Below are 24,246 nucleotides of genomic sequence, written 5' to 3'. Positions count from 1 at the left end.
CGGTTAATTATTCCTTTCCAATTTTGATCACTATTAGAATTTGGGCGCCAGTCCCATGTTATAAAAGGCAAAGGACATGATGTCAGCCGATAACTCGATTCCTTTGGAAAGGTTGCTGGCCCCGTGGCCGGAATTCGTATCGATCCTGATCAAAACCGGGTTCTTGCCTTTATAATGCTCTTGCAGGGTGGCTGCATATTTGAAACTATGTGCCGGCACAACACGGTCATCATGATCGGCCGTTGTGACCATGGTTGGGGGATAGTTCAATCCCGGCTTGATATTATGCAGGGGTGAATAGGCATACAAAAACTTAAAATGGTCAGGTTTTTCACTGCTACCATATTCAGCGATCCAGTTCCAGCCGATCGTGAATTTCTGGTAGCGAAGCATATCCATTACGCCAACTTGTGGGAAGGCTACACCAAACAGTTCCGGACGCTGGTTGATAACGGCACCTATCAATAGTCCTCCATTGGAGCCACCCTGGATCGCCAATCTCGCGGTGCTGGTATACTTTTCCCGGATCAGGTATTCTGCTGCTGCAATGAAGTCGTCGAATACGTTCTGCTTTTTGCCTAACATGCCGGCCTCATGCCATTTTTCACCGAACTCCGACCCTCCCCTTAGATTGGCAACGGCATAAACCCCGCCCTGCTCCAACCATGCAAGGTGGGCTGAGCTGAAGGACGGAGTCAGGCTGATATTGAAACCGCCGTAGGCATATAAAATAGTTGGGTTCTTCCTGTTCCATTTCAAACCTTTTTTATAGGTGATGAACATGGGCACTTTAGTACCGTCCTTGCTGGGATAAAATACTTGCCTGGTTTCATATTGGTCAGGTTGGTAAGAAGGTATCCTGGGGGCCTTGAATAGTTCAGATTTACCGCTGGCAATATCATATTTGAAAATAGTTGGCGGATAGGTATAGGAACTAAACGTGTAAAAAAGGAACTGGTCATCAGCATTTCCCCCAAAACCATTAGCATTGCCAATGCCGGGCAATTGCACTTCCCTTTCCTTTTGGCCATCAGGGGAATATTGGTACACATGGGAACTCACATTCTCCAGGTAATTCAGGAACAATTTGCCACCTGCTGAACCAACTCCCTGAAGGGGAAAACCTGATTCAGGAACGATCGTTACCCAGTTGTCCCTGGCCGGGTTCTTCATGTCAACTGCAACTAGTTTATAGTTAGGGGCCCCATCATTGGTCCGGAGAATAGCCTTATCCCCAAAATTATCTACCCAGGAATAGGAAAGCTGGCCAACTTCTTTTACAAGGGGCTTCCAGGACTTGGCATCACTTTGCTTATCCATATACCACAAGGCATTACCCATGAATCCCTTACCCCTGTCGCTGATGTTCAGCACTACGAAACGTTCATCCTCACTGGTGCTGGCAATATGGAAACGCTGCGCATTGGCAGGGTCTTCATAAACCAACTGATCATCCGATTGGGCCGTACCTATCTTATGAAAGTAAACCTGGTGGTTCTCATTCTTGGTGGAAAGTTCCTTTCCCTTCTCGGGTGTAGGATAACGGCTATAGAAAAATCCATCACCCTGCCAGGCAATGGAGGACACTTTTACCCATTCGATCACATCATCCAGTTGTTTTCCACTGGCCATTTCCCGCACATAATAGGTTTGCCAGTCACTGCCTCCCTTACTTAAGGTATAAACGGCATAACGGCCATCCTTTGAAAGACTGAAGCTGGTCAGCCTGGTGGTACCTTCTGCAGAAAGGGTATTAGGGTCGAGCACCAGCTCTTCCTTACCACCAAGTCCATTTTGGCGGTAGAGAACAGATTGGTTTTGCAACCCATCGTTCTTATAGAAATAATAGTAGTCCCCATTACGGTAAGGCGCAGTGAACTTTTCATAATTACTTACCTCCTGGATCCTTTTCTTCCAGCTTTCCCGGAAGGGAATGGAATTAAGGTAGCCAAAGGTGACCTCATTTTGATCCCGTACCCATTTTTTGGTCGGTTCACTGTTATCATCCTCCAGCCAACGATAGGGATCAGGCACGATGGTACCATGGTAATCATCCTGAACATCCTGCTTCTCGGTGCGTGGATATTTGAATTGTGCCTGGGCCGAAAAACTAACGATCGTAAGTAGCCCAAGAGTCAGTTCGCTGATTTTCATTATACAAGCAATTATTATTAGGACAATGTTACATAAAATAGGTCGCTTTGAAAGAAGCCTTCATAATCATTTCAAATCCTTAATTTTGGCACTCCTCAATCAACCCTGTTGATTGTCTAACGATGATTGCCGACTGCTATGAGTATGTTAAACCAAACCAACTTAAATCAATGAACGACAGCAAGGTCACCAAGATAGGAGTCCTGACTTCCGGCGGTGATGCCCCGGGCATGAATGCGGCAGTAAGAGCGGTAGTAAGAACCGGTCTTTATCACGGCCTGGAAGTATACGGTGTTATGCGCGGATATAGTGGCATGGTAGAAGACGATATCGTGAAAATGGAGTCCCGCTCAGTAGCCAATATCATTCAAAGGGGCGGAACGATCCTTAAAACAGCCAGGTGTAAGGAATTTTTCGAGTTCGAAGGAAGGAAAATAGCCTATGAAAACCTGAAGAAAAGGGGCATCAATGGCTTGGTTGTTATTGGCGGGGATGGTTCTTTTAATGGCGCGCTTAAATTCAGCAAAGAGTTCGATATTCCTTGCATAGGTTTGCCCGGCACGATCGATAAGGATATTGCCGGTACTGATTTTACCATTGGTTTTGACACGGCTGTGAACACTGCTGTGGAAGCCATTGACAAGATCAGGGATACCGCTGATGCGCATGACCGCTTGTTTATCATTGAGGTTATGGGCCGGGATGCCGGTTATATTGCCCTGCACAGTGGTATTGCAACAGGTGCTGAACATATCCTGATCCCGGAGAAGAAGACCGATATAGAAGGCGTGATCGCCAGTCTCCAGGAAAAGGAGAAACGTAAGAAACTGGTTAACCTTATAGTGGTAGCTGAGGGCGACGAGTTTGGCGGGGCTGAACATGTGGCAGCCCATATCAAGACAAAGATGCCCAATGTTGATACCAGGGTTTGTATCCTTGGACATATCCAGCGTGGCGGTTCACCTACCTGCATTGATCGCCTGATCGCCAGTAGGATGGGATATCACGCTGTAGAATCCTTATTAAATGGAAGGCATAACGTAATGGTAGGCATCCTGAACAACAAGATGCATTACACGCCATTGGAGAACGCGGTGAAAGCCAAGCAAAAGATCAACGAAGAATGGCTGAAGATCGTGAAGATCCTGGCTTCCTGACGATATAGCAATTTCAAGCAAGCAACGAAACAGAAAAAAACATGTCAAAGCACGCTTCCAAATACCTGCACCAGCAAATGGACAAAGAAGCAGGTAGGAAACACGCGTTTAAGCGCACTAAGATTGTAGCCACCGTAGGTCCGGCCTGCGATACCTACGACAAGCTCCTGGCCCTCGTGAAAGCAGGGGTGAATGTATTCCGCCTGAATTTCTCCCATGGCTCCCATGAGGACAAAGGCAAGATCATTGAGCATATCCGTAATATCAATAAGACCGAACCTTACAATATCGCTATCCTTGGTGACCTCCAGGGTCCCAAACTAAGGGTTGGTGAGATTGAGAACAATTCCCTCCCGGTGAAGGAAGGCGATATCCTTACGTTTACCAATACCAAATGTGTTGGCACCAAGGAGAAGATCTATGTAAGCTATCCTAATCTCCATGCCGATGTGGTGGTAGGCAACAGGATATTTATCGATGATGGAAAGATTGAAGTGGAAGTAAGTGAGATCACTGCTGAGAATGATGTTAAGGTAAAGGTTACCCTGGGGGGTATCATTTCCTCCAAAAAAGGAATTAACCTGCCGGATACCAAGATATCCCTTCCTGCCCTGACAGAGAAGGACCTGGCCGACCTCGATTTTATCATTGATCAAAAACTGGATTGGGTGGCGCTTTCCTTTGTGAAGCGTGTAGAAGACCTTCGCCAGTTGAAAGATATCCTTAAGGCCAAAGCAAGCAAGACCAAGGTGATCGCGAAGATCGAAATGCCAGAGGCCATTACTAACCTGCGCGATATCATCCTTGAAAGTGATGGGGTAATGATCGCCCGTGGCGACCTGGGTATTGAGATCCCGATGGAACAGGTTCCCTTGATCCAGAAAGAGATCATCCGCAAGTGTATGCACCGCGCCAAACCGGTGATCGTTGCCACGCAGATGATGGAAAGCATGATCGACCGCGTAAAGCCCAACCGCAGTGAGGTTACCGATGTGGCCAATGCGGTAATCGAAGGTGCAGATGCGGTGATGCTCAGTGGGGAAACCGCTACTGGCCAACACCCTGTACTGGTAATTGAAACCATGAGCAAGATCATCAAGGAAGTGGAAGAAAAGGTTTACTACTACAACCGTGAGGAAGACCTTACCCCACAACCCCACTCCCCTTCTTTCCTGAGTGACGCCATCTGTTACAATGCTTGTAAGATCGCAAGGGATGTGAATGCAGATGCCTTGATCGGTATGACCCAAAGCGGTTACACCGGCTTTATGTTGTCCAGTTATCGTCCCAAATCGCCGCTGTACATATTTACCAAGGAAAGGTCACTGGTAAACCAGCTCAGCCTCAGCTGGGGTGTCAGGGCATTCTTCTATGAAGAAGAAGAAAGCCTGGATGATATCATCTCCGACCAGATCGAGATCCTGAAGGAAAGGGGTTTCATCAAATCCGGTGATGTGGTTGTGCAAACCGGCAGTACACCTGTTCAATTGCACCTTCCCACCAACGTATTAAAGATTACCAAAGTAGATTAATAGAAAGCCGGATTTGATCCGGCTTTTTTATTGTTCCCATAAAGGGAAAGGCTGTTGTCCGGCTACTCCATCCCACGGGGCTCCTTCGCTCAACCTGCAGTAATGGATTGTAAAGCCTCAAGGCATTTCCTGATCTCTTCGCCGTCAACCGTTACTGCATCAGTGGATTCTGAAAGGCCTCCCTGGTGAAAATCCATGGCTGACGCGACCAATTTCCGGGCAGAGGTATGGAATTCGGTTGCGTTGGTAGTTTCCTTTAATGATGCGATGTTCCCTGAGCGGATACCAGCGCCCGGCATGACAATAATCCGGTCATCGGCGGCTTTCACCAAGGCAGCAAGCATTTCCGCACCGGCAATGGCATTATCACGAAGACCAGAGGTAAGGATCCTGGTGCAACCACAATTGATAACCGCTTCAAGGGCTTCAAAGGGGTCCCTCACCCTGTCAAATGCCCTGTGGAAAGTAACATCAAGGGGGTAGGCGATCTCAACCAGTTTCGCAATCCTGTCCCTGTTCACCGTACCATCGGGAAGGAGCCCCCCGATCACTACACCATCCATCCCCAATTGCTTACACACCTTTACATCTTCCTCCATTATGGCATATTCCTCATCAGTATACAGGAAATCACCTCCCCTTGGCCTGATGATAGGAAAGATATCAATTGTTACGGCTGCCCTTGCAGCTTTCAGCATACCATAGGAAACTGTAGTCCCCCCTTCCATTGGATTGGCACAAAGCTCGATCCTGTTGGCCCCGGCACGGGCGATAATGCCACAACTGGCAATATCAAATGCGATCACTTCCAGCATAAGGATGATTTGAATGCAGCAATTTCTTACATTTAATGCTATCCGCAATAAACAGAAACCAGAATATCATGAGAAGATTGCTTTCCATAGTCCTATACGTATGCCTGGTAGTCAGCGCCAGGAGCCAAACAGTGAACCAACAAGACTCTGCCTGGATACGGGACAACTATATCAAGCTCGAGAAATACATTCCCATGCGGGATGGCATAAAACTGTTCACCTCCATTTATATGCCCAGGGATGCGTCAGAAAAGCATCCCATACTAATGACACGCACGCCTTACTCCTGTGCCCCTTACGGAGCAGAGAAATGGCGTCCATTTTGGGATACCTATCACCGTTACTACCTGAGGGAAGGCTATATTATGGTGATACAGGATGTGCGGGGCAGGTGGATGAGTGAAGGGGAATTTGTGGATGTCAGGCCTTTTAACCCTGATAAAAAAAGCAATACCGATATTGATGAGGCCAGCGATACCTACGATGCAGTAGACTGGCTCGTGAAAAACCTTCCCAATAATAATGGTAATGTTGGGGTGATGGGTATATCCTATCCGGGCTTCTACTCTACCATGGCAGCAGCCAGTGGACATCCGGCCATCAAGGCAGTTAGTCCCCAGGCACCTGTAACAGACTGGTTCATTGGTGACGATTTCCACCATAATGGCGCTTTGGCACTCATGGATGGCTTTAACTTTTATGCCGGCGGTTTCGGTTATCCCCGTCCCAACCCAACCACAAAGGGTCCTGTTAACGCATTGAATTTACCAGAGAACGACAACTACAATACTTTCCTGAATATTGGTGCCCTGCCCAATTTCATGAAATTGACAGGGGATAGCATCAAGTTTTGGAAGGACCTCTATGCCCATCCCAACTATGATGATTGGTGGAAAGCCCGGGATACCCGCAGGGCCATGAAGGATATCAAGCCGGTAATGCTGGTGGTTGGGGGAAACTTTGATGCAGAAGATTGTTTTGGTGCATGGAACCTCTACAAGGCTATTGAAAAGCAAAGTCCTTCTACCAATAACAGGATCGTCATGGGACCATGGTACCATGGCCAATGGTCCAGGGGAGATGGTTCAAACCTTGGCAATGTCAGGTTTGGCAGCAGGACCAGTGAATGGTACCAAAACAATATCGAAATACCCTTCTTTCATTATTACCTGAAAGGAAAGGGTGAGGAACCTAAGCTGGCAGAAGCAACGGTGTTCTTTACCGGTGCCAATGAATGGAAGAAACTCGAAGCATGGCCCCCGGCCAACAGCCAGCAACAACCGATCTATTTACAGGCCAATGGGGGGCTTTCCTGGTCAAAACCAGCCAGCATGGTCGCTCCCAGCGAGTATATAAGTGACCCGTCAAGGCCAGTACCCTATACCGAAGACGTTCACTATTCCCGGACCAGGGAATATATGACAGATGACCAGCGTTTCGCCTCAAGGAGACCCGATGTCCTCACCTTCCAGACAGGTGTGCTGACCGAGGACCTTACCCTTGCAGGACCGGTGATTGCAGACCTGTTGGTCAGTATCAGCAGCACAGATGCTGATTTCGTGGTAAAACTGATCGATGTATTCCCGGATGATTTCAAATACCCTGATGACAAACCCCAGCCAAGCCGTTCCGTTGGTAGCACCTATCCCATGGGAGGTTACCAGATGCTGGTAAGGGGTGAGATCATGAGGGGAAAATTCAGGAGAAGCTTTGAACAGCCTGCCCCCTTCCAACCAAATAAAATTGACCAGGTCAAGTTCACGCTACCGGATGTGGCACATACCTTCCGCAAAGGCCACCGTTTGATGATCCAGGTGCAGAGCTCCTGGTTCCCATTGATGGACAGGAACCCACAACAATTCATGAATATTTATGAGGCAAAGGATAGCGATTTTCGGAAGGCTACTATCAGGATCCATCATGACAAGGAAAAGGCTTCAGCCATTTACCTCCCCGTATCCAGGTAGAACGTTTGCATAAAATATTTTCGGGAAAATGCGGGAATTTTGTGGAAAAGACTTTTTAAATTTTTTAATTAATCTGTGCAAGAATACGGTTGGGATTCATTACATTCGTTAAAATCTTCAAAACCCCTATCACCATGAGCATGGTAGATTCATTTGAAAAGATCCCGGTTCGGATCTTCGATAACCTGAAATCAGGTTCGAAATTCATAGCCCAAGAAATAGCTGGCATTATCCGGCAAAAACAGGCAGAAGGCCGCAATGTTGTATTGGGGATGGCCACAGGTTCATCGCCCAAAACAGTGTATGCCGAATTGGTCAGGATGCACCGGGAAGAAGGGCTCAGTTTCCGGAACGTGATCACGTTTAACCTCGATGAATATTACCCGATCGATAAGGATGCCTTGCAGAGTTATAACCGGTACATGAAAGAGCATTTGTTCAATCATGTGGACATTGACCCTGCCAATATCAACATTCCGAATGGGGAGTGGCCAAAGGAAGAGATCAAAAAATATTGCGCTGAATATGAGGCCAAGATCGAAGCAGCCGGCGGTATAGATGTGCAGATCCTGGGTATCGGTAACAATGGTCATATTGGTTTCAACGAGCCTGGAAGCAGCCGCTTTTCACGCACCCGCCTCATCACACTGGACAACTCAACCCGTATAGCCAATTCCTCGGAATTTGCCAACATATCAGAAGTTCCCAGGCTGGCCATCACGATGGGTATTGACACCATCATGAAGGCACGCAAGATCTACCTGATGGCATGGGGCCCGATGAAGGCACCGGTGCTGCAAAAAGCCGTGGAAGAGCATGTAACGGAGCAGATCCCTGCTTCCCTGCTGCAACAACATAATGATACGGTCTTTGTGGTGGATGAACTGGCAGCCAGTGAACTGACCCGTTTCAAATCACCCTGGCTGACGGGTGATATTGAGTGGACGCCTATCATGATCCGCAAGGCGGTGGTGACCATGGCGCTCAAACTCGGCAAGCCTGTATTGGCACTGACCAATAGCGATTACAGCGACAGTGGCTTAGGCGACCTATTGGTTGAAAAAGGAGATGCCTATGAGATCAACCTGCAGGTATTCTACCAACTGCGCGACAGCATCACTGGCTGGCCCGGTGGCAAACCCAATGCAGTGATCCCCAACCACCCGGAAAGGTCTGAGCCCTATCCCAAGCGTTGCATCATCTTCTCCCCCCACCCCGATGATGACATCATCAGCATGGGCGGTACTTTCATGCGTTTGCACGACCAGGGGCATGATGTACATGTAGCTTACCAGGTGAGTGGCAATATCGCCGTTACAGACGAGTTCGTGACCCGCTTCATTGATTTCGCAGTAGGGTTTGAAGAGATCTCGGGTATAGATTCCAGTAAGTCTAAGGAGATCCTGGCCAATGCACGTGAATTCCTCGCCAACAAAAAAACAAGTGACAAGGATACCGCTGAGATCAGGGCCATCAAGGGCTTGATCAGGCGTTGTGAGGCAAGGGCCACCTGCCGCTATGTTGGCATCAAGGAAGATAACATCCATTTCCAGAACCTGCCTTTTTACGAGACCGGGGCAGTGGAGAAAAAACCAATGGGGGAAGAAGACGTATTGCTGACCATGGAGCTGCTGCGTAAAGTAAAGCCCCACCAGGTATATTGTGCCGGTGACCTGGCCGATCCGCATGGCACCCATAAGGTTTGCCTGGATATCGTATTCGAATCACTCCGCAGGATCAAGGCCGAGGGTGACGAATGGGTGAAGGATTGTTGGGTTTGGTTGTACAAGGGCGCCTGGCAGGAATGGAATATCGAAGAGATCGAAATGGCCATCCCCATGAGTCCGGACCAGGTCATGAAAAAGCGATTCGGCATTTTCATCCACCAGTCGCAGAAGGATATGGTTCCTTTCCAGGGTGCTGACTCCCGCGAGTTCTGGCAACGTGCGGAAGACCGCAACGCCAATACCGCACAGTTGTATGCTAAACTTGGCCTTACCCAATATGCGGCCATGGAAGCCTTTGTAAGGTGGCATTATTAATGGATAGAAAATAGCCGGCCAGGATCCGCTTTTAGATAGCGATTTTCTAGCCGGCTATTTTATAATATTTAGATTATCAATCATTAATGGGAAAAATCAACAAGAATTTTTTCCCATTTTTTTTCCCAAAGATTTGGAACGTAATTAATCCTCCCCTTATCTTTGCACTCCCATTACGGGAATGGCTCCGTAGCTCAACTGAATAGAGCATCTGACTACGGATCAGAAGGTTTCAGGTTTGAATCCTGACGGAGTCACAAAGCCTCGCTACAGCGAGGCTTTTTTATTTGACCTTTCCCGCATATTTCCATCGCAAATTCAGGATTAGTCGTAACTTAAGTAGGGCAATAATCAGTCAATATTTCATTCGCAAGTTCCTCCATCCGCTTTGATTTACTACAACAGTCAGGGATAAAGCCTGTCCATATACTTACATTACCCGTCACTTACTGAAAACTGAAGCATTGCATTAACCAATTTTCAGTAACCATTAAACCCTTCAATCATGGAAAAAGCCTACCGTCAATTGCCGTATTTTATCCTTGGTTTATTCGCCATCCTTACCTGGGGATTTTTCAGGACCTACCTGATCCTGTTTCCGGAATTCAAAGGCATAAAATATATCTACCACATACATGGCTTCTTAATGATGACCTGGCTGGGCATGCTTTTCATACAGCCGATCCTGATCGCCCGGCAAAAGCCAGCCTTGCACCGTCAGATCGGGCGGCTATCCTATATTGTAATGCCTTTATTATTGCTATCCATTTTTTTTGTTGGGAAAGACAGTTATTTCAAATTATTAGGAACAGCACCTGCCCCTGAGGCTATTGGCAGCCTGGCATTGAACATTCCCAACCTCCTCGCCTTTGCCTTGTTCTATGGACTTGCCATGTACCACCGGCAGAATAGTGCCTACCATATGCGATTCATGATCGGTACTGCCTTGCTGATGATCGGTCCCGGATTAGGAAGGGCATTGATCCTCTATTTCAATGTCCCCTTCCCACTAGCCGTTACCTATGTTACGATCTTTTCCCTACTGATCGCTATAGTGCTGCTGGTCCTTGACTTCAGGAATAAGCGGACCACGTTTCCCTTTACCATCATTAGCGCCACTATCGCAATGATATTGATCATCTGGCAATTCAGGGCCTCAAGTGCATGGCAGGGAATTGGAAGCTGGATCGCCAGCACCCTGTACTGATCATAACCGGGATAATCTTGTAACGGCCTGACAAGTAGCCCTGATTCAAAGGGGATCATTACCTTTATCAATTTTATCTGAGGAATACATGCGCATTCAATTATGGTCGATCGGCAAGGCACACGATAGCAGCACCAGAGCCGCCATTGATGATTTTACAAAAAGGGCAAGCAGGTATTATCCCTGTGAATGGAAACTCATCAATTCCCCAAAGATCACGGAGCCCAATGCATTGAAAAAAGCAGAAGGACAACTCATCCTTGGCGCCTTACAGAAAGATGATTATTTGGTGTTACTGGATGAAAGGGGCAAGCAAATCAGCTCCCCGGAGCTGGCCATGCTACTACAACAAAGGGCCAATGAAAGCACCAGGACGCTGGTATTCCTGATCGGTGGCGCATTTGGTGTGGATGCTGCCGTTCAGCAAAGGGCCAATTTTTCCTGGAGTCTTTCCAAACTGGTCTTCCCCCACCAGATCGTTCGTCTTGTACTTGCAGAACAGGTATACAGGGCCTGCACCATCCTCAGGAACGAAAAATATCACCATGAGTAGTGATAGCATGGCCAACTGAAAATGTTTATCTTTCCCCTATGATTAGCATTACCCTAACGATCATTATCCTAACCGGCGTAATTTCTTTCACCGCCTTCAATAACGAAAAAATAAGGGAAGACCTTCTGTTCTGGCCTGCTCAGATCAATTCCCGTAACCAGTATTACCGTTTCCTTTCCTGTGGATTCATCCATGCCGATATCATGCACCTGGCCTTTAACATGATCTCCCTTTATTCCTTTGGTGAATTCGTAGAGATCTACCTGTTCTCACACCCTGCCCTTTTTGGCAACAAGGCCAAACTGGTTTACCTTGGACTTTATGTCCTTGCCATTATCGTATCGGTGTTACCGGACTATTTTAAATACAGGAATAACTATGCCTACCGTGCCTTAGGTGCATCCGGTGCTGTATCAGCCGTTATCTTTTCAGGGATCCTCCTGCAACCCAATATCCCTATCAATCTGTTCTTTATCCCGATAGATATCCCAGGCTATATTTTTGGTTTCATCTTCCTTGGACTCTCTGCTTTTATGGCCAAACGTGGGGGCGATAATATTGGCCATATGGCGCATTTCAGTGGCGCTATTTTCGGGGTATTGTATACCATTATCATGGCCAAGGTCATTGCGAACTATGATGTCATGAAGGTATTTATCGAAGCAGTTACCGGGCGATAAATTCCAATACCAAGACTTCTGTAGTGGAACTCCTGACCTTGAAGCGGTCATCTATCCTTTGGTCAATGACCCAGAGGATCTTCCTGTCCATTTCCAGTACCCAGGTACTTTCCTTTTCCTGTCTGGACAGCTTGCAATCGGTCAGGAACCTTGCCAGCTTTTTCTTTTTGGGCATACCCAGAGGATAAAAATAATCGCCATTCTTCCAGGGCCTTGCCAAAAGCGGGAAGTTTAATTCCCTTGCATCCAACCAAACTTTATGGGGGGAAGAAGGGATCTCACCAGCTGGCCTGGCGCAAAGTTTCCATCGCAACAAGCCATTGGGCAAATCAATGGTTCCTTCTTGTCCGTCTACAACTAAAAGGCTGGACTCCTCCTGCTGCAGGCCGGTCAGCACCAGCCAGTCACGGTTACGGATCACCCTATGTCCTGTTGCCTGTACCATCCTGCCCGTCTGGCTTTGCATCAATCGCATCACTTCCTTTACCTGTGCGGAACTAAAACCCTTTGGCGACAACCATTCATAAAGAATGGCATAGATACCCGGGAGGGTAGCCAGTTTATTGACCGGCACCAATTCTTCCTTACCCTTGTGCACTACCAGTTTGGACAGGGTTCTAGCCATACTGTCGTGGTAATAATCCGCGATGAACCTGAAACGATATGCAGTCTCATCCAGCACATCTACCACTTTAGGGAATTGTGCCTGCATAGAAGGCAATATTCGCTGGCGGATAAAATTTCGGGTATACTTATCTGTTGCATTGGAACTATCCTCCCGCCAATTCAGGTTATGCTCCTTTGCAAAATCCACCAATTCTTCCTTACCGGCACAAAGCAACGGCCTTGCGATGTACCCCTGCCTGGGCAACATTCCCCTCAGTCCATCCACACCAGTACCCCGCAACAAATGCAGCAATAGGGTTTCGGCCTGGTCATCCTTATGGTGGGCTGTCACTATACAATGAAAGGCACATTGTTTACTTTCGGCCTGCAGCAATTCCCCAAACCAGTGGTAGCGCAAATACCTAGCGGCCTCCTGGATGGAAAGGCCTTGTTCCTTTCTGAAGTCCTCAGTATTGAACTTCCTGGTGTGCACTTCTACCCCCAGGTCCCTGGCAAGGTCTTTAACGAAAGTCTCATCTCCTTCACTTTCTTCCCCACGCAAGCCAAAATTGGCATGGGCAATAGCAAAGGAATACCCTTCCTCACGGAGCAGATGGCAAAGCACCACCGAGTCCACGCCGCCACTTACGGCTACCAGTAGACGATGTTCTTTGGCAAACAAGCCCTCAGACACAATAAACCTCCGGAATTCCCCTGTTAATCTGTGCATTTCTGTTGCGAAAAAATCGCGTATTTCTACACGTAGTTTTACGATGAAAAATAGTTGATCGGCTACTAAATTAGCATCTGATTTAATAAGACTGATTAAACCTTTTCCAACAACATGCCAGAACAAGGATCGATCATAAAACTCATTGACAACCTCGCATTAGTAGCCCTGATATTAATGTTGCTCATCCAGCTCTTTAAAAAGTGCTGGAAGCAGCCCTCCATGCTGTTTTTGGGTATCAATGCCATGTACAATATCAGTTTATACCTGGTATCATTCATGTTTCCCATGCATACCCATATCTATGAAATAGTGTCCAACCTTACCATTCATGTCGACACCCTGAGTATTCTCGGCTTCTTCTATTTCCTTTGGGAAAATGACCGGTACCGAAAATTCCTGCTGTTTAGTATAGCCCCAGTCCTGGCTACCTGGCTCATCACCCTTTTGTTAAAGGGACCCAATAAAAACTATGTCTGGAACCTGATGCTCCCTTCAGTTTGGATCTTTACGGCAGCCACCTATGCTATGCTATTGCTCTACAGGAATTCCATCAACAGCGAAGGGTCCTCATTTCTGAGCAGGTTCTTACTGATCTCCGGGTTCCTCTTCTACCATTTTGTTTATATGGTGATCGAAACCCTCTACCTCGCAGGTACAGATGGTGCCAGCGCCGTTGATGCCTGGAACATCAATTACTGGGGTTATTTCATTTTCCGTATCCTCCTTCTGGGCGGTACGATAGCCTGGTATGTAAAGCCAGAAAATACGCAGCCCATGATGGCATTTGCTAAAAAGTAAGCTCCTCATAAGCAGAACGCAATTCCCCTAATGCGTGATGGTCCCCCTTGGACCTGGCCGCCTCCATCCCTTTCTCATACCATTGGATAGCAAGATCAGTTTCCCCAGTCCTTTCCAGAAGTTTGGCCAAATGATAATAAGACCCTACATAACCTGGTTCATGGGTCAGGATCTTCTCGAAAAGCCCCCTGGCCTTTTCATCGTCCCCAAGCTTTACATATTCCAATGCCAGTGCATGTTGTAAAAAACTGTCCTCCGGACTGGCCTGCAGGTATTCAAGTATTTTGTTGATTCTTTCCATATCTGTTCACAAAAAATTTTTTCGGCGAACTGCTAACCTATCTTTACACCTATTATATTTGTAGTATAATTAGTTGCATAAACAACTTTACAGATTAACAATTGTAGCTGTATGAAAATTTTAGTTTGTATTAGCAAAACGCCGGATACCACGGCAAAAATAGCCTTCACTGAGAACAACACGAAATTCGCAGCTGATGGCGTACAATGGATCATCAATCCATACGATGAATGGTATGCATTGGTGCGTGCGATCGAATTAAAGGAAAAGGATCCCTCCACCACCATTCACCTCATTACAGTTGGAGCAGCAGATGCCGAACCCATTATCCGTAAAGCCCTTGCCCTGGGTGGCGATGAAGCCATCAGGGTCAACCTGGAAAGCCACGACAGTTTCACCATCGCCAGCCAGATCGCCTCTGTAGCGAAGGATGGCGGCTATGACCTGGTGTTTACCGGTAAGGAAACCATTGATTACAATGGATCATCCATAGGAGGTATGGTGGCGGAATTGCTGGACATGCCTTATGTTTCCCTCGCCACCAGGTTTGACCTGAATGGCTCAACAGCCTCCATTACCCGCGAGATCGAAGGCGGTGAGGAAACTGCTGAAGTGGGCCTGCCGGTAGTGGTAAGTTGCCAGAAAGGTATGGCTGAACAAAGGATCCCCAATATGAAAGGCATCATGGGAGCAAGAACCAAGCCCCTCAAGGTGGTTGAACCTGTGGCTGTTGACGCCCTCACCAGCATCAGTTCTTTTGAACTTCCTCCTGCCAAGGCTGGCGTAAAGCTGGTTTCAGCCGATACTCCGGAAGAACTGGTAAGGTTACTCCACGAAGAAGCAAAAGTATTCTAAACCCGATCCTCTCACTTATCCAAACAAGAAACATGTCAGTATTAGTTTTTATAGACCAATCCGAAGGTCATATCAAGAAATCTTCCTTTGAAGCTGCCAGCTATGCTGCTGCAGTTGCTGCCCAACTGGGTACCCATGCCGAAGCTGTAGTGCTGGGAGCCGTTAGTGATAACCTGGGCACACTGGGCAATTACGGAATCCAAAAAGTACATCATGCCGATATCGATAGCCTAAACAGTTTGGATGCCCAGGCCTACACAAAAGCTATTGCACAAGCTGTAGAAGCATCTGGTGCCACTGTTGTGGTCCTCTCTAACAATACCAATGGCAAGGCCATTGCCCCCAGGCTTTCAGCCCGATTGAAGGCAGGACTTGTTGCCGGCGCGGTAGCCCTCCCTGATACCAGCAATGGCTTTGTGGTGAAGAAGGGTGTATTCAGCGGAAAGGCATTTGCCAATATTGCTATTAATACCCCTATAAAAATACTTGCCCTTACGCCCAATGCCTTTTCTGTCAAAACTGTTGAGGGAACGGCTGAAGTTGCAAGCTTCTCCCCTGCTGTAGATGCCCCAAGGGTTAAGGTAACCGCTACCAATAAAGTGGTTGGACAAGTACCGCTGAGTGAGGCTGAGCTGGTGATCAGTGGAGGTCGCGGCTTGAAAGGTCCCGAGAACTGGGGCATGATAGAAGACCTCGCTAACCTGCTTGGTGCAGCTACCGCATGCAGTCGGGCTGTTGCCGATGCCCACTGGCGTCCACACCACGAGCATGTTGGCCAGACCGGTGGAGCCATTGCCCCCAACCTGTATTTCGCAGTAGGAATTTCCGGTGCGATCCAGCACCTGGCAGGTGTCAACCGCAGTAAGGTAATTGTAGTGATCAATAAGGATCCGGAAGCTCCATTCTTCAAAGCCGCTGATTACGGCATCGTAGGCGATGCATTTGAAGTGATGCCGAAGATCATTGACGCAGTAAAAAAACTAAAAGGCGTAGCCTGATTTTCTAAGGCCGGGTAACCGGCCTTATTTTTTTACTTAAAAGCATGGTTTGCCAACCTGCCATTCTACCCAATTAGTTCTTCCCGCACTCTGAAAATTTCCCAAAAACCCTTAGTTTCGTGCCTTCATTATGAGGAAGATAGAACTGGAAATAGTAGCCCTTTCACACAGCATTACCCAAACGCATTCCTATGCGGTTGTACTTGGTGAAGTTAATGGTCTTCGTCGCCTTCCAATTGTCATTGGCGGCTTTGAAGCCCAGGCTATTGCTGTAGCATTGGAAAAGATGCAGCCCAGCCGTCCCCTTACCCATGACCTGATGAAGAACTTCATGAGTGCCTTCAATGTGGACCTCACAGAGATCGTGATCACGGACCTCCAGGAAGGCATTTTCTATTCCAAGCTGGTTTGTGTAAGTGAGCACGATACGGTTGAGATTGATTCAAGGACTTCAGATGCCCTGGCCCTTGCCGTACGCTTTGGCTGTCCCATCTACACTTACGAGAATATCCTCGACAGCGCAGGCATCATGATGGAAGATAGTGGCAAGAAGAAAAAGGCCACTGCTACCACTGCACAGGAAAAAGAACCTACCGGTCATGAAGAATTGCAATCCATGAGCCTGGAAGAGTTGAATACCCTCCTGGAAGAAGTGCTGGAACAGGAAGATTATATCAAGGCCATTGCTATCAGGGACGAGATCAACCGCAGAAAGAAAGACTAAGCTTCCATAAACCACCCTTCTTGATAGTTTTTCCAAATTGCAAGATCAATATTGGTTTACTTGTTCTGGGTAAACGGGAAGATGGTTACCATGACCTGGAAACCATTTTTTATCCTGTCCCCATTAATGATGCCCTCGAAGCAGTAAGGGCCCCCGAACTTTCCTTCTCCACCAGTGGTCTGGCTATAAATGGTACAAATGAGGACAACCTCTGCGTGAAGGCCTATCAACTATTACAGGAAAGACATGGCATATCGCCGGTAAAAATGCACTTGCACAAGGCCATTCCCATGGGTGCCGGTCTTGGCGGTGGTTCAGCCGATGGTGCTTTCACCCTTTTGCTCCTCAACCAGCTGTTCCAGCTTCAACTTGATAAGGATACATTGATCAGTTATGCATTGGAATTGGGCAGTGACTGTCCTTTCTTTATTATCAATCAACCTGTGGTCGCTACAGGAAGGGGCGAGATCATGACACCTGTTTCCCTCCCCCAACTCCGGGGAAAGCATATTGTCCTGGTAAATCCCGGCATCCATATCAGTACAGGCGAGGCATTCAGCATGGTCCAGCCCAGGGGGGCATCCGGCCAGTTGGCAAAAGTTCCCGATTTGCCGGTCGATCAATGGCAAGGAATTGCCATCAATGATTTTGAAGGAGCCCTTATTCCGGAATATACCACCACCAGGGAAATCAGGGATATGCTATACACCAAAGGCGCACTCTTTGCTTCCATGACCGGGACGGGATCAACCGTTTACGGTATTTTTGACAAAGCCCCGGACCAGCCAGGGAACTGGTTTCCGTCCAATTGGACAGTGATTTCCCAACCCCTCTGAATGGCCTGAAAGGAAAAAACAGTATATTGCACGCAAATCAATCGGATATCAAATCCCTTAATACCATATTTGATTTCTTAGGTGCTAACCTTGACTTCCTCGATCATCGAGGATGACCATACCGCCCCGCCGATATCCGGAGTAGTCCGGACCCTAATTCATTTATTCCTGTTTAATATTTAAACCATCACGGTATGGAAACAACTATTGCATTATCTGAAAAGACCCAATATTATTTAGACCTCGAAGACAAATACGGTGCACACAACTACCACCCCATTCCTGTTGTACTGGCAAAAGGCCAGGGCGTTTTCCTATGGGATGTAGATGGGAAAAGGTATTACGATTTCCTCAGTGGCTATAGCGCCGTTAACCAGGGTCATTGCCATCCGAAGATCATCCAGGCCCTCGTTAGCCAGGCTGAAGTACTTACCCTTACCTCCAGGGCCTTCTACAATAACCTGCTGGGTGAATACGAGCGGTATATCACCCATTATTTCGGTTACGACAAGGTATTGCCCATGAATACAGGGGTTGAAGGTGGCGAGACCGCCATCAAACTGGCCCGTCGCTGGGGGTATGTTAAGAAGGGCATTCCCGATAACAAAGCCAAGATCATTTTTGCCGAGAATAATTTCTGGGGACGGACGATGGCTGCCATCTCCTCCTCCACTGACCCCAGCAGCTACAGTAAGTTCGGGCCATATATGCCAGGTTTTGAACTAGTACCCTATAACAACCTGCCGGCATTGGAAAAAGCGCTTCAGGATCCCCATGTAGCCGCCTTCATGGTAGAACCCATCCAGGGTGAAGCCGGTGTAGTGGTGCCTGATGAAGGCTACCTGAAAGGTGTGCGTGAACTTTGCAGCCAATACAACGTACTCTTCATTGCTGATGAGATCCAGACCGGCCTTGCCCGCACAGGTAAGATGCTGGCCTGCGACCACGAGAATGTTCGACCCGACATCCTCATTCTGGGTAAGGCCCTGAGTGGCGGAACCTTGCCGGTTAGTGCCGTTCTTGCCGATGACGAGGTTATGATGAACATCAAACCGGGTGAACATGGATCTACATATGGCGGCAACCCCTTGGCTTGCCGTGTGGCCATGGCTGCCCTGGAAGTATTGAAGGAAGAAAAAATGGCGGAACACGCAGAGAAGATGGGACAATTGCTCCGCGATGAATTGGCCGGGTTGAATTCACCCTATATTGCCACCATCCGCGGAAGGGGATTATTGAATGCCATTGTGATCAAACACGAGAATCCAGAAGCAGCTTGGGACCTTTGCCTTAAATTGAAGGAAGAAGGTTTGCTGGCCAAACCAACCCATGGCGACAAGATCCGCTTTGCCCCACCATTGGTCATCACCGCTGACCAGATCAAGGAATGCGTTGCCATTATCGGTAAATGCCTCCAATCCCTGGGTTGATCATAACTACAAATAAATTGGACATACCAGAAAAGCACCGGAACATACCGGTGCTTTTTTTTGCAGCGCTCCCTACTCCCGGCAAATGCTATCTTCCCCTATCCTTCCTATATTTACCTTATGGATACCCATCTTCACCACGACCATATCGAAAGCCACCTGCAGAGTTCTGACCTGATCACGGATGTAGTGATCGGCATGAGCGATGGCCTTACCGTACCCTTTGCATTGGCCGCCGGCCTTAGCGGGGCAGTTGATTCCACCAGTCTCATTGTAATTGCAGGTTTGGCAGAGATCGCTGCCGGTTCCATTGCCATGGGATTGGGGGGATACCTGGCTGGCAAAACAGAAATTGACCACTACAATAGCGAACTCAAGCGGGAATATGATGAAGTGGAAAAGGTACCGGAGCGGGAAAAAGCGGAAGTGAAAGAATTCTTTGCGAACCTTGGGTTCAGTGAAGCACTGCAGCATGAAGCAGTGAAAGAAATGACGAAGGACAAGGACAAGTGGGTCGATTTTATGATGAAATACGAACTTGGACTAGACAAGCCCGATCCTACAAGGGCAAGGAAAAGCGCCTTCAATATTGGCATCTCTTACATAATCGGCGGTATAGTACCACTTACCCCTTACTTTTTTGTGGATGACACCCTTCAAGCACTTAAATACTCTACCCTTATTACGCTGTTATGCTTGTTCATTTTTGGTTATTTCAAAAGCAAGGTAACGGGGGTAAATCCCTGGTGGGGCGCACTGAGGGTAACCCTGATCGGTGCAGCAGCCGCAGCCTGTGCCTTTGGGGTAGCAAGACTGATCGAATCTGCTTAAACCTATTGATTATTGTTTAGGGGAAGAACTATCTTCCTGCTTTAATTTAAGGTCAGGGAAAACAGCCATGAGCTGCATAAGGATGGACCCGAATAAAAGGATATAGATCCCATTGGCCTTTACCGGGCAATCACCGGCCCTGCAGGCGGTGATCAGGATAAAATTCCTGACGGCCCATGCCATGTTAAACCCGGCAAAGAACAGGTTGGTCCTTTTTGCCCAAACCTTTGGCACCAGGAATAATTCCAGGGCTACGGAACTCATGACCGTATTCATCAGCCCGGGTTTACCAAAATTGGTACCTGCCGATTGAAACCCGGAAACCGTCAACCCGGCCTCTGGAATGGTTACCCAGGTGCTGAAGCAACTCATGATGACCAGTGCAGCTGTCAATGCCCCGATATAGTTAGCGTACTTCATGATAATTTAATTGTAACCAACAGGTAGCAATAAAAAAGGATCACAATATTGCTGAGAATATTTGTGATCCTTTTGAGGTCCCGAGCGGATTCGAACCGCTGTAGAAGCTTTTGCAGAGCTCTGCCTAACCACTCGGCCACAGGACCATTTTTTAACGGGCACGAAAATAGGTATTTTTACATTTTCGCAGACATTTCCTTCAAAAAAAATTCAAAACATTAACGCTGACGATATGAAACCTATTGCATCATCTGAACTAATTATTAATGGAAGGGGTGCCATTTACCATCTGGACCTTCGTCCGGAAGAACTGGCGACAACTATTATTACGGTGGGCGACCCCGACCGGGTGAAAGAGGTCAGCAAACATTTTGATACTATTGAGTTCCAGGCACAGCACCGTGAATTCATTACCCACACCGGTTATATCGGCAAGAAAAGGGTCTCGGTAGTTTCAACCGGCATAGGGCCAGATAACATTGACATAGTATTGAATGAACTGGACGCCCTGGCCAATATCGACTTTGAAACCCGTACCATCAAACCGGAACTCACTTCATTAAATATTATCCGTATCGGCACATCGGGTTCACTCCAGGAAGATATTCCTGTAGATGGTTTTGTAGCGGGAACCCATGGGCTCGGTATAGACAACCTGCTCAATTATTACCGTCATGAGCAAAACGATGAGGAGAAATTATTGCTGCAGGCTTTTAGTACCCAGACCCAATTCCACCACAATTTTTCCAACCCCTATATCAGTTCTGCCTCCGCCGGCCTGCTGAAACATTTTGTTGATGGCTTCCACCATGGCATCACCGTTACCTGCCCCGGCTTCTATGGCCCACAGGGAAGGGTACTAAGGCTTGGACTCAGCAACCCGGAGTTGGTTGACCGGTTAACCGGTTTTCGTTACGGGCAACACCGGATCAGTAATTTCGAAATGGAAACATCGGCTATCTATGGCCTGGGTAAACTGATGGGACATCATTGCCTTAGCCTGAATGCCATTGTTGCCAACCGGGTGGCCCGGACCTTTTCAAAGGATGGACAAGCCGCCGTCAATAACCTGATCGTTAAATCACTGGGAATAATTGAGCAGATCGCTTGAGGGAACTTGGCGCAAAACCATTAGTCACTTACTTTGTATCAAGAATCAGCATTATGGACTTGCATTTTTACAAATACCAGGGCACAGGAAATGACTTCGTTATACTCGACAACCGAAAAGGAGAGTATGAAGGCCTAAGCACCAGGCAGATCCACTTCCTTTGTGACCGAAGGTTCGGGATCGGGGCAGATGGCCTGATGTTACTGAACAAGAAAGAAGGCTATGACTTTGAAATGAAGTATTATAATTCAGATGGTCATGAAGGCAGCATGTGTGGCAATGGAGGCCGTTGCCTTGTAAAATTTGCATTCCATAGTGGCATAGTGCGCACCAACTATGTTTTCAGTGCGATCGATGGCGACCATCATGCGGAAATAGATGAGCATGGAATTGTGAGGTTAAAGATGAAGGATGTTGACCAGGTGCTGGAACACCATGGTGATGCTGTGTTAAATACCGGCTCCCCGCATTATGTAAAAGCTGTCCGGAACCTGGCAGAATTCGATGTTTTCCATAAAGGCCGGGAGATAAGGAACAGTGAGGCATTCCGGGAAGAAGGCATTAATGTCAATTTTGTCGAGGTCCAGTCAAAGGATGAGATCATGGTAAGAACCTACGAGAGGGGCGTAGAAGATGAAACATTAAGTTGTGGAACCGGGGTCACCGCCTGTGCACTTGTCAATTATCACAATGAGTATGGGTTTAACGACGTGACCGTACACACCCGTGGCGGAAGGCTTTCGGTTGAGTTTGACCGTAATGAGGACGGCACCTATACCAATGTGTATCTATGCGGGCCGGCCGAGAAGGTATTTGAAGGGGATATTACCCTGCCCTGAGGCCATCAGGAAGGAATAATTAAAGTTCATACTACCACAAATATTGCTTTATTTGCATAGCGGCATTCCAAAGTGATCCAGTACTTCAAAAATATCAACCACCAAACCGTAGCGATCACCAGGCCTGAGAACGGGGCCTGGGTGAATGTATTGCCCCCCTTGAAACAGGAGGAATTTACGGAATTGTCGGAGCAACTGGATATTCCCATTGACTTCCTTACCGATTCGCTTGATATTGACGAAAGGACTCGCTTTGAGGAGGATGATAATGTAAAGCTCATCGTGATCAAGACCCCCACGGAGAATAATTCCTTCAATGACAGCGATGCGTTTTATATCACCATCCCCATTTGTATCATTCTCACCCACAACCAGATCGTAACGGTCAATTCCTTTGAGAATGATGCCATGAAGAAATTCCTGAACACCTTCCAGAACCGCCATCCCGACAACCGGAAGATGATGGCGTTGAAAATCATGGAAAAGGTGGTCCAGAACTATATGGAGTTCCTGAAGGAGATCAACCACAAACGCAACCTGCTGGAACAAAAGCTTTATGACGCTAACCGCAACGAGGAACTGCTGCAACTGATGCGGATCCAGAAGAGCCTGGTCTATTTCGTGACCGCCTTACGCAGCAATGAACTGTTGCTCCTGAAACTGGAAAGGACCAATTTCCTTGGATTGAATGAAGAGGAAAAGGAATTCCTGCAGGACCTGATCGTTGATAACTCACAGGCCCTTGAAATGGCCAATATTTATACCAATATCCTTTCCAGCACCCTGGATGCTTTTGCGAGTATTATCGCCAATAACCAGAACGAGGTATTGAAAAGGCTTTCAGTGATCACCATCGTTCTTTCCTTCCCGGTATTGGTAGCAAGTATCTATGGCATGAATGTACCTATCCCCTATGCCGACTCCCCTTATGCCTTCTATATACCTGTCTTCCTTTCCATGGTGATCTCCCTGGTGATTGGGTGGTTCTTCCTGCGTAAAAAACTTTTTTAATATCCCTAACATTTTTCCAAGCATCGGCACTCCATAGCCAACTTGTCATCAATAAAAAACTGCATGGTTGCAAGAATCTTGCTTTGTTTTGTCGTTCTAACCCTAGTTAATGAAAATCCGGTTAAAAGCCAGGACAGGGATAATATTGCCATCGAACTGGGAACCAACCTGAGCTATGGTGAAGGGATAACCGACAGGTTCCAGAATATCATGATCCCGACCTTCACTTTTGCATTGGGATTGAACCGGCCTATCAATAACAATTCTTCCCTCTCCATCATGGTACAGCCCCTTGGTTTCTATTCACTATGGAACCAGTTGGATCATTTCGGGTACCAGGCCAATGCCCTGGTATCCTACAATCTCGGAGCAGGGGCAAGTCCAAATAACCGAAGCAAGATCGGGGCCTTTGCCGGCCTGGGCATCCAGTACAATATCATGGAAGAATATTATGACTACTATGCGGAAGAATTGAAGGAGCGGCTGACGATCATGGGGCCCTTCCTCCAAACCGGTATCCGGTTCAGGCTTGGCAAGGAATCCAATAACGGCACTATAGGCTTCCGGTTCAAATACGGATGGGATTTCCAGAATACTACCAAAAAGACCTATGAAGGAGGGATTGCCTTCTATGGACTGCTCTAAC

23 protein-coding genes and 2 tRNA genes are annotated in these 24,246 nt (G+C 47.5%); 19 read left to right on the top strand and 6 right to left on the bottom strand.

From position 1 onward, the window contains the following. Positions 1-33: 33 nt before the first annotated feature. Positions 34-2,154 carry a prolyl oligopeptidase family serine peptidase gene (locus tag KJS94_RS04250; RefSeq protein ID WP_214446076.1) on the bottom strand — a complete coding sequence of 707 codons (2,121 nt, stop codon included), beginning with the start codon at positions 2,152-2,154 and terminating at the stop codon, positions 34-36. Between the two features lie 170 nt (positions 2,155-2,324). On the opposite strand from KJS94_RS04250, the gene pfkA reads away from it, so the two are divergent. After that, the gene (gene pfkA, locus KJS94_RS04245; RefSeq protein WP_214446075.1) at positions 2,325-3,311 is read left to right on the top strand and encodes a 6-phosphofructokinase; all 987 of its coding nucleotides are present in this window, start codon (positions 2,325-2,327) and stop codon (positions 3,309-3,311) included. Between the two features lie 41 nt (positions 3,312-3,352). Further along, positions 3,353-4,843, top strand: a complete 1,491-nt coding sequence (gene pyk, locus KJS94_RS04240) for a pyruvate kinase (RefSeq protein WP_214446074.1) — start codon at positions 3,353-3,355, stop codon at positions 4,841-4,843. Positions 4,844-4,932: 89 nt separating this feature from the next. Here the strand turns inward: pyk and KJS94_RS04235 are convergent, their stop codons facing one another. Continuing rightward, positions 4,933-5,658: a copper homeostasis protein CutC gene (locus tag KJS94_RS04235; protein ID WP_214446073.1), complete on the bottom strand. Its 726-nt coding sequence runs from the start codon at positions 5,656-5,658 to the stop codon at positions 4,933-4,935. A gap of 68 nt (positions 5,659-5,726) precedes the next feature. On the opposite strand from KJS94_RS04235, the gene KJS94_RS04230 reads away from it, so the two are divergent. The 6 genes from KJS94_RS04230 to KJS94_RS04205 all read left to right on the top strand — a co-directional run bounded on the left by KJS94_RS04230 (position 5,727) and on the right by KJS94_RS04205 (position 12,107). Further along, positions 5,727-7,625: a CocE/NonD family hydrolase gene (locus KJS94_RS04230; protein ID WP_214446072.1), complete on the top strand. Its 1,899-nt coding sequence runs from the start codon at positions 5,727-5,729 to the stop codon at positions 7,623-7,625. A gap of 134 nt (positions 7,626-7,759) precedes the next feature. Continuing rightward, positions 7,760-9,667 (top strand): glucosamine-6-phosphate deaminase, encoded by a 1,908-nt coding sequence (gene nagB, locus KJS94_RS04225; protein ID WP_214446071.1) that lies wholly within the window; start codon positions 7,760-7,762, stop codon positions 9,665-9,667. 183 nt (positions 9,668-9,850) lie between these two features. Then, a tRNA-Arg gene (locus KJS94_RS04220) sits at positions 9,851-9,924 on the top strand. 248 nt (positions 9,925-10,172) lie between these two features. Further along, positions 10,173-10,874: a hypothetical protein gene (locus KJS94_RS04215; protein ID WP_214446070.1), complete on the top strand. Its 702-nt coding sequence runs from the start codon at positions 10,173-10,175 to the stop codon at positions 10,872-10,874. A gap of 88 nt (positions 10,875-10,962) precedes the next feature. Then, complete coding sequence (locus tag KJS94_RS04210; RefSeq protein WP_214446069.1) at positions 10,963-11,427, top strand: 23S rRNA (pseudouridine(1915)-N(3))-methyltransferase RlmH; 465 nt, start codon at positions 10,963-10,965, stop codon at positions 11,425-11,427. Positions 11,428-11,465: 38 nt separating this feature from the next. Continuing rightward, positions 11,466-12,107 carry a rhomboid family intramembrane serine protease gene (locus tag KJS94_RS04205; RefSeq protein ID WP_239804290.1) on the top strand — a complete coding sequence of 214 codons (642 nt, stop codon included), beginning with the start codon at positions 11,466-11,468 and terminating at the stop codon, positions 12,105-12,107. Here the strand turns inward: KJS94_RS04205 and tilS are convergent. Beyond that, the gene (gene tilS / locus KJS94_RS04200) at positions 12,094-13,443 is read right to left on the bottom strand and encodes a tRNA lysidine(34) synthetase TilS (RefSeq protein WP_214446068.1); all 1,350 of its coding nucleotides are present in this window, start codon (positions 13,441-13,443) and stop codon (positions 12,094-12,096) included. The two genes, KJS94_RS04205 and tilS, sit on opposite strands and share 14 nt — an antisense overlap. 114 nt (positions 13,444-13,557) lie before the next feature. Between tilS and KJS94_RS04195 the strand changes: the two genes are divergently transcribed. Then, complete coding sequence (locus tag KJS94_RS04195) at positions 13,558-14,244, top strand: hypothetical protein (RefSeq protein WP_214446067.1); 687 nt, start codon at positions 13,558-13,560, stop codon at positions 14,242-14,244. Here the strand turns inward: KJS94_RS04195 and KJS94_RS04190 are convergent. Then, entirely contained in the window at positions 14,234-14,545 is a 312-nt protein-coding gene (locus tag KJS94_RS04190) for a tetratricopeptide repeat protein (RefSeq protein ID WP_214446066.1), read from the bottom strand. The genes KJS94_RS04195 and KJS94_RS04190 overlap by 11 nt on opposite strands. Before the next feature lie 111 nt (positions 14,546-14,656). Here KJS94_RS04190 and KJS94_RS04185 point away from each other — a divergent pair, with 111 nt between their 5' ends. The 6 genes from KJS94_RS04185 (at position 14,657) to KJS94_RS04160 (ending at position 20,219) form a co-directional block, all read left to right on the top strand. Then, entirely contained in the window at positions 14,657-15,400 is a 744-nt protein-coding gene (locus KJS94_RS04185) for an electron transfer flavoprotein subunit beta/FixA family protein (protein ID WP_214446065.1), read from the top strand. 32 nt (positions 15,401-15,432) lie between these two features. Then, positions 15,433-16,398, top strand: coding sequence for an electron transfer flavoprotein subunit alpha/FixB family protein (locus KJS94_RS04180; RefSeq protein ID WP_214446064.1), 966 nt, complete (start codon positions 15,433-15,435; stop codon positions 16,396-16,398). Between the two features lie 130 nt (positions 16,399-16,528). Next, on the top strand, positions 16,529-17,122 hold the full coding sequence (locus KJS94_RS04175; RefSeq protein WP_214446063.1) for a bifunctional nuclease family protein: 594 nt from the start codon (positions 16,529-16,531) through the stop codon (positions 17,120-17,122). Between the two features lie 20 nt (positions 17,123-17,142). Then, on the top strand, positions 17,143-17,958 hold the full coding sequence (gene ispE / locus KJS94_RS04170) for a 4-(cytidine 5'-diphospho)-2-C-methyl-D-erythritol kinase (protein WP_214446062.1): 816 nt from the start codon (positions 17,143-17,145) through the stop codon (positions 17,956-17,958). A gap of 194 nt (positions 17,959-18,152) precedes the next feature. After that, entirely contained in the window at positions 18,153-19,388 is a 1,236-nt protein-coding gene (gene rocD, locus KJS94_RS04165; RefSeq protein WP_214446061.1) for an ornithine--oxo-acid transaminase, read from the top strand. Positions 19,389-19,508: 120 nt separating this feature from the next. Beyond that, a complete protein-coding gene (locus KJS94_RS04160) occupies positions 19,509-20,219 on the top strand; it encodes a VIT1/CCC1 transporter family protein (RefSeq protein ID WP_214446060.1) in 711 nt (236 codons plus the stop codon). Between the two features lie 9 nt (positions 20,220-20,228). Here the strand turns inward: KJS94_RS04160 and KJS94_RS04155 are convergent, their stop codons facing one another. Next, positions 20,229-20,639: a hypothetical protein gene (locus tag KJS94_RS04155; RefSeq protein ID WP_214446059.1), complete on the bottom strand. Its 411-nt coding sequence runs from the start codon at positions 20,637-20,639 to the stop codon at positions 20,229-20,231. Between the two features lie 75 nt (positions 20,640-20,714). Next, positions 20,715-20,785, bottom strand: a tRNA-Cys gene (locus KJS94_RS04150). 86 nt (positions 20,786-20,871) lie between these two features. Between KJS94_RS04150 and KJS94_RS04145 the strand changes: the two genes are divergently transcribed. From KJS94_RS04145 to KJS94_RS04130, 4 genes are all read left to right on the top strand, one after another. After that, positions 20,872-21,750 (top strand): nucleoside phosphorylase, encoded by an 879-nt coding sequence (locus KJS94_RS04145; RefSeq protein WP_214446058.1) that lies wholly within the window; start codon positions 20,872-20,874, stop codon positions 21,748-21,750. A gap of 53 nt (positions 21,751-21,803) precedes the next feature. Continuing rightward, positions 21,804-22,589, top strand: coding sequence for a diaminopimelate epimerase (dapF, locus tag KJS94_RS04140; RefSeq protein ID WP_214446057.1), 786 nt, complete (start codon positions 21,804-21,806; stop codon positions 22,587-22,589). Positions 22,590-22,661: 72 nt separating this feature from the next. Beyond that, complete coding sequence (locus KJS94_RS04135) at positions 22,662-23,600, top strand: magnesium transporter CorA family protein (RefSeq protein ID WP_214446056.1); 939 nt, start codon at positions 22,662-22,664, stop codon at positions 23,598-23,600. Between the two features lie 63 nt (positions 23,601-23,663). Further along, the gene (locus tag KJS94_RS04130) at positions 23,664-24,245 is read left to right on the top strand and encodes a hypothetical protein (RefSeq protein WP_214446055.1); all 582 of its coding nucleotides are present in this window, start codon (positions 23,664-23,666) and stop codon (positions 24,243-24,245) included. Position 24,246: the final 1 nt, after the last annotated feature.

It is taken from the genome of Flavihumibacter rivuli (assembly GCF_018595685.2).
GTDB classification, from domain to species: Bacteria; Bacteroidota; Bacteroidia; order Chitinophagales; family Chitinophagaceae; genus Flavihumibacter; species Flavihumibacter rivuli.
The sequence above is the reverse complement of the archived record's forward strand: the minus strand, read 5'-3'. Positions and strand labels throughout refer to the sequence as shown.

Coding starts and splice junctions, on each gene's coding strand:
- KJS94_RS04250 (WP_214446076.1), bottom strand. CDS start 2,154: ATGAAAATCAGCGAACTGACTCTTGGGCTACTTACGATCGTTAGTTTT.
- pfkA (WP_214446075.1), top strand. CDS start 2,325: ATGAACGACAGCAAGGTCACCAAGATAGGAGTCCTGACTTCCGGCGGT.
- pyk (WP_214446074.1), top strand. CDS start 3,353: ATGTCAAAGCACGCTTCCAAATACCTGCACCAGCAAATGGACAAAGAA.
- KJS94_RS04235 (WP_214446073.1), bottom strand. CDS start 5,658: ATGCTGGAAGTGATCGCATTTGATATTGCCAGTTGTGGCATTATCGCC.
- KJS94_RS04230 (WP_214446072.1), top strand. CDS start 5,727: ATGAGAAGATTGCTTTCCATAGTCCTATACGTATGCCTGGTAGTCAGC.
- nagB (WP_214446071.1), top strand. CDS start 7,760: ATGAGCATGGTAGATTCATTTGAAAAGATCCCGGTTCGGATCTTCGAT.
- KJS94_RS04215 (WP_214446070.1), top strand. CDS start 10,173: ATGGAAAAAGCCTACCGTCAATTGCCGTATTTTATCCTTGGTTTATTC.
- KJS94_RS04210 (WP_214446069.1), top strand. CDS start 10,963: ATGCGCATTCAATTATGGTCGATCGGCAAGGCACACGATAGCAGCACC.
- KJS94_RS04205 (WP_239804290.1), top strand. CDS start 11,466: ATGATTAGCATTACCCTAACGATCATTATCCTAACCGGCGTAATTTCT.
- tilS (WP_214446068.1), bottom strand. CDS start 13,443: ATGCACAGATTAACAGGGGAATTCCGGAGGTTTATTGTGTCTGAGGGC.
- KJS94_RS04195 (WP_214446067.1), top strand. CDS start 13,558: ATGCCAGAACAAGGATCGATCATAAAACTCATTGACAACCTCGCATTA.
- KJS94_RS04190 (WP_214446066.1), bottom strand. CDS start 14,545: ATGGAAAGAATCAACAAAATACTTGAATACCTGCAGGCCAGTCCGGAG.
- KJS94_RS04185 (WP_214446065.1), top strand. CDS start 14,657: ATGAAAATTTTAGTTTGTATTAGCAAAACGCCGGATACCACGGCAAAA.
- KJS94_RS04180 (WP_214446064.1), top strand. CDS start 15,433: ATGTCAGTATTAGTTTTTATAGACCAATCCGAAGGTCATATCAAGAAA.
- KJS94_RS04175 (WP_214446063.1), top strand. CDS start 16,529: ATGAGGAAGATAGAACTGGAAATAGTAGCCCTTTCACACAGCATTACC.
- rocD (WP_214446061.1), top strand. CDS start 18,153: ATGGAAACAACTATTGCATTATCTGAAAAGACCCAATATTATTTAGAC.
- KJS94_RS04160 (WP_214446060.1), top strand. CDS start 19,509: ATGGATACCCATCTTCACCACGACCATATCGAAAGCCACCTGCAGAGT.
- KJS94_RS04155 (WP_214446059.1), bottom strand. CDS start 20,639: ATGAAGTACGCTAACTATATCGGGGCATTGACAGCTGCACTGGTCATC.
- KJS94_RS04145 (WP_214446058.1), top strand. CDS start 20,872: ATGAAACCTATTGCATCATCTGAACTAATTATTAATGGAAGGGGTGCC.
- dapF (WP_214446057.1), top strand. CDS start 21,804: ATGGACTTGCATTTTTACAAATACCAGGGCACAGGAAATGACTTCGTT.
- KJS94_RS04130 (WP_214446055.1), top strand. CDS start 23,664: ATGGTTGCAAGAATCTTGCTTTGTTTTGTCGTTCTAACCCTAGTTAAT.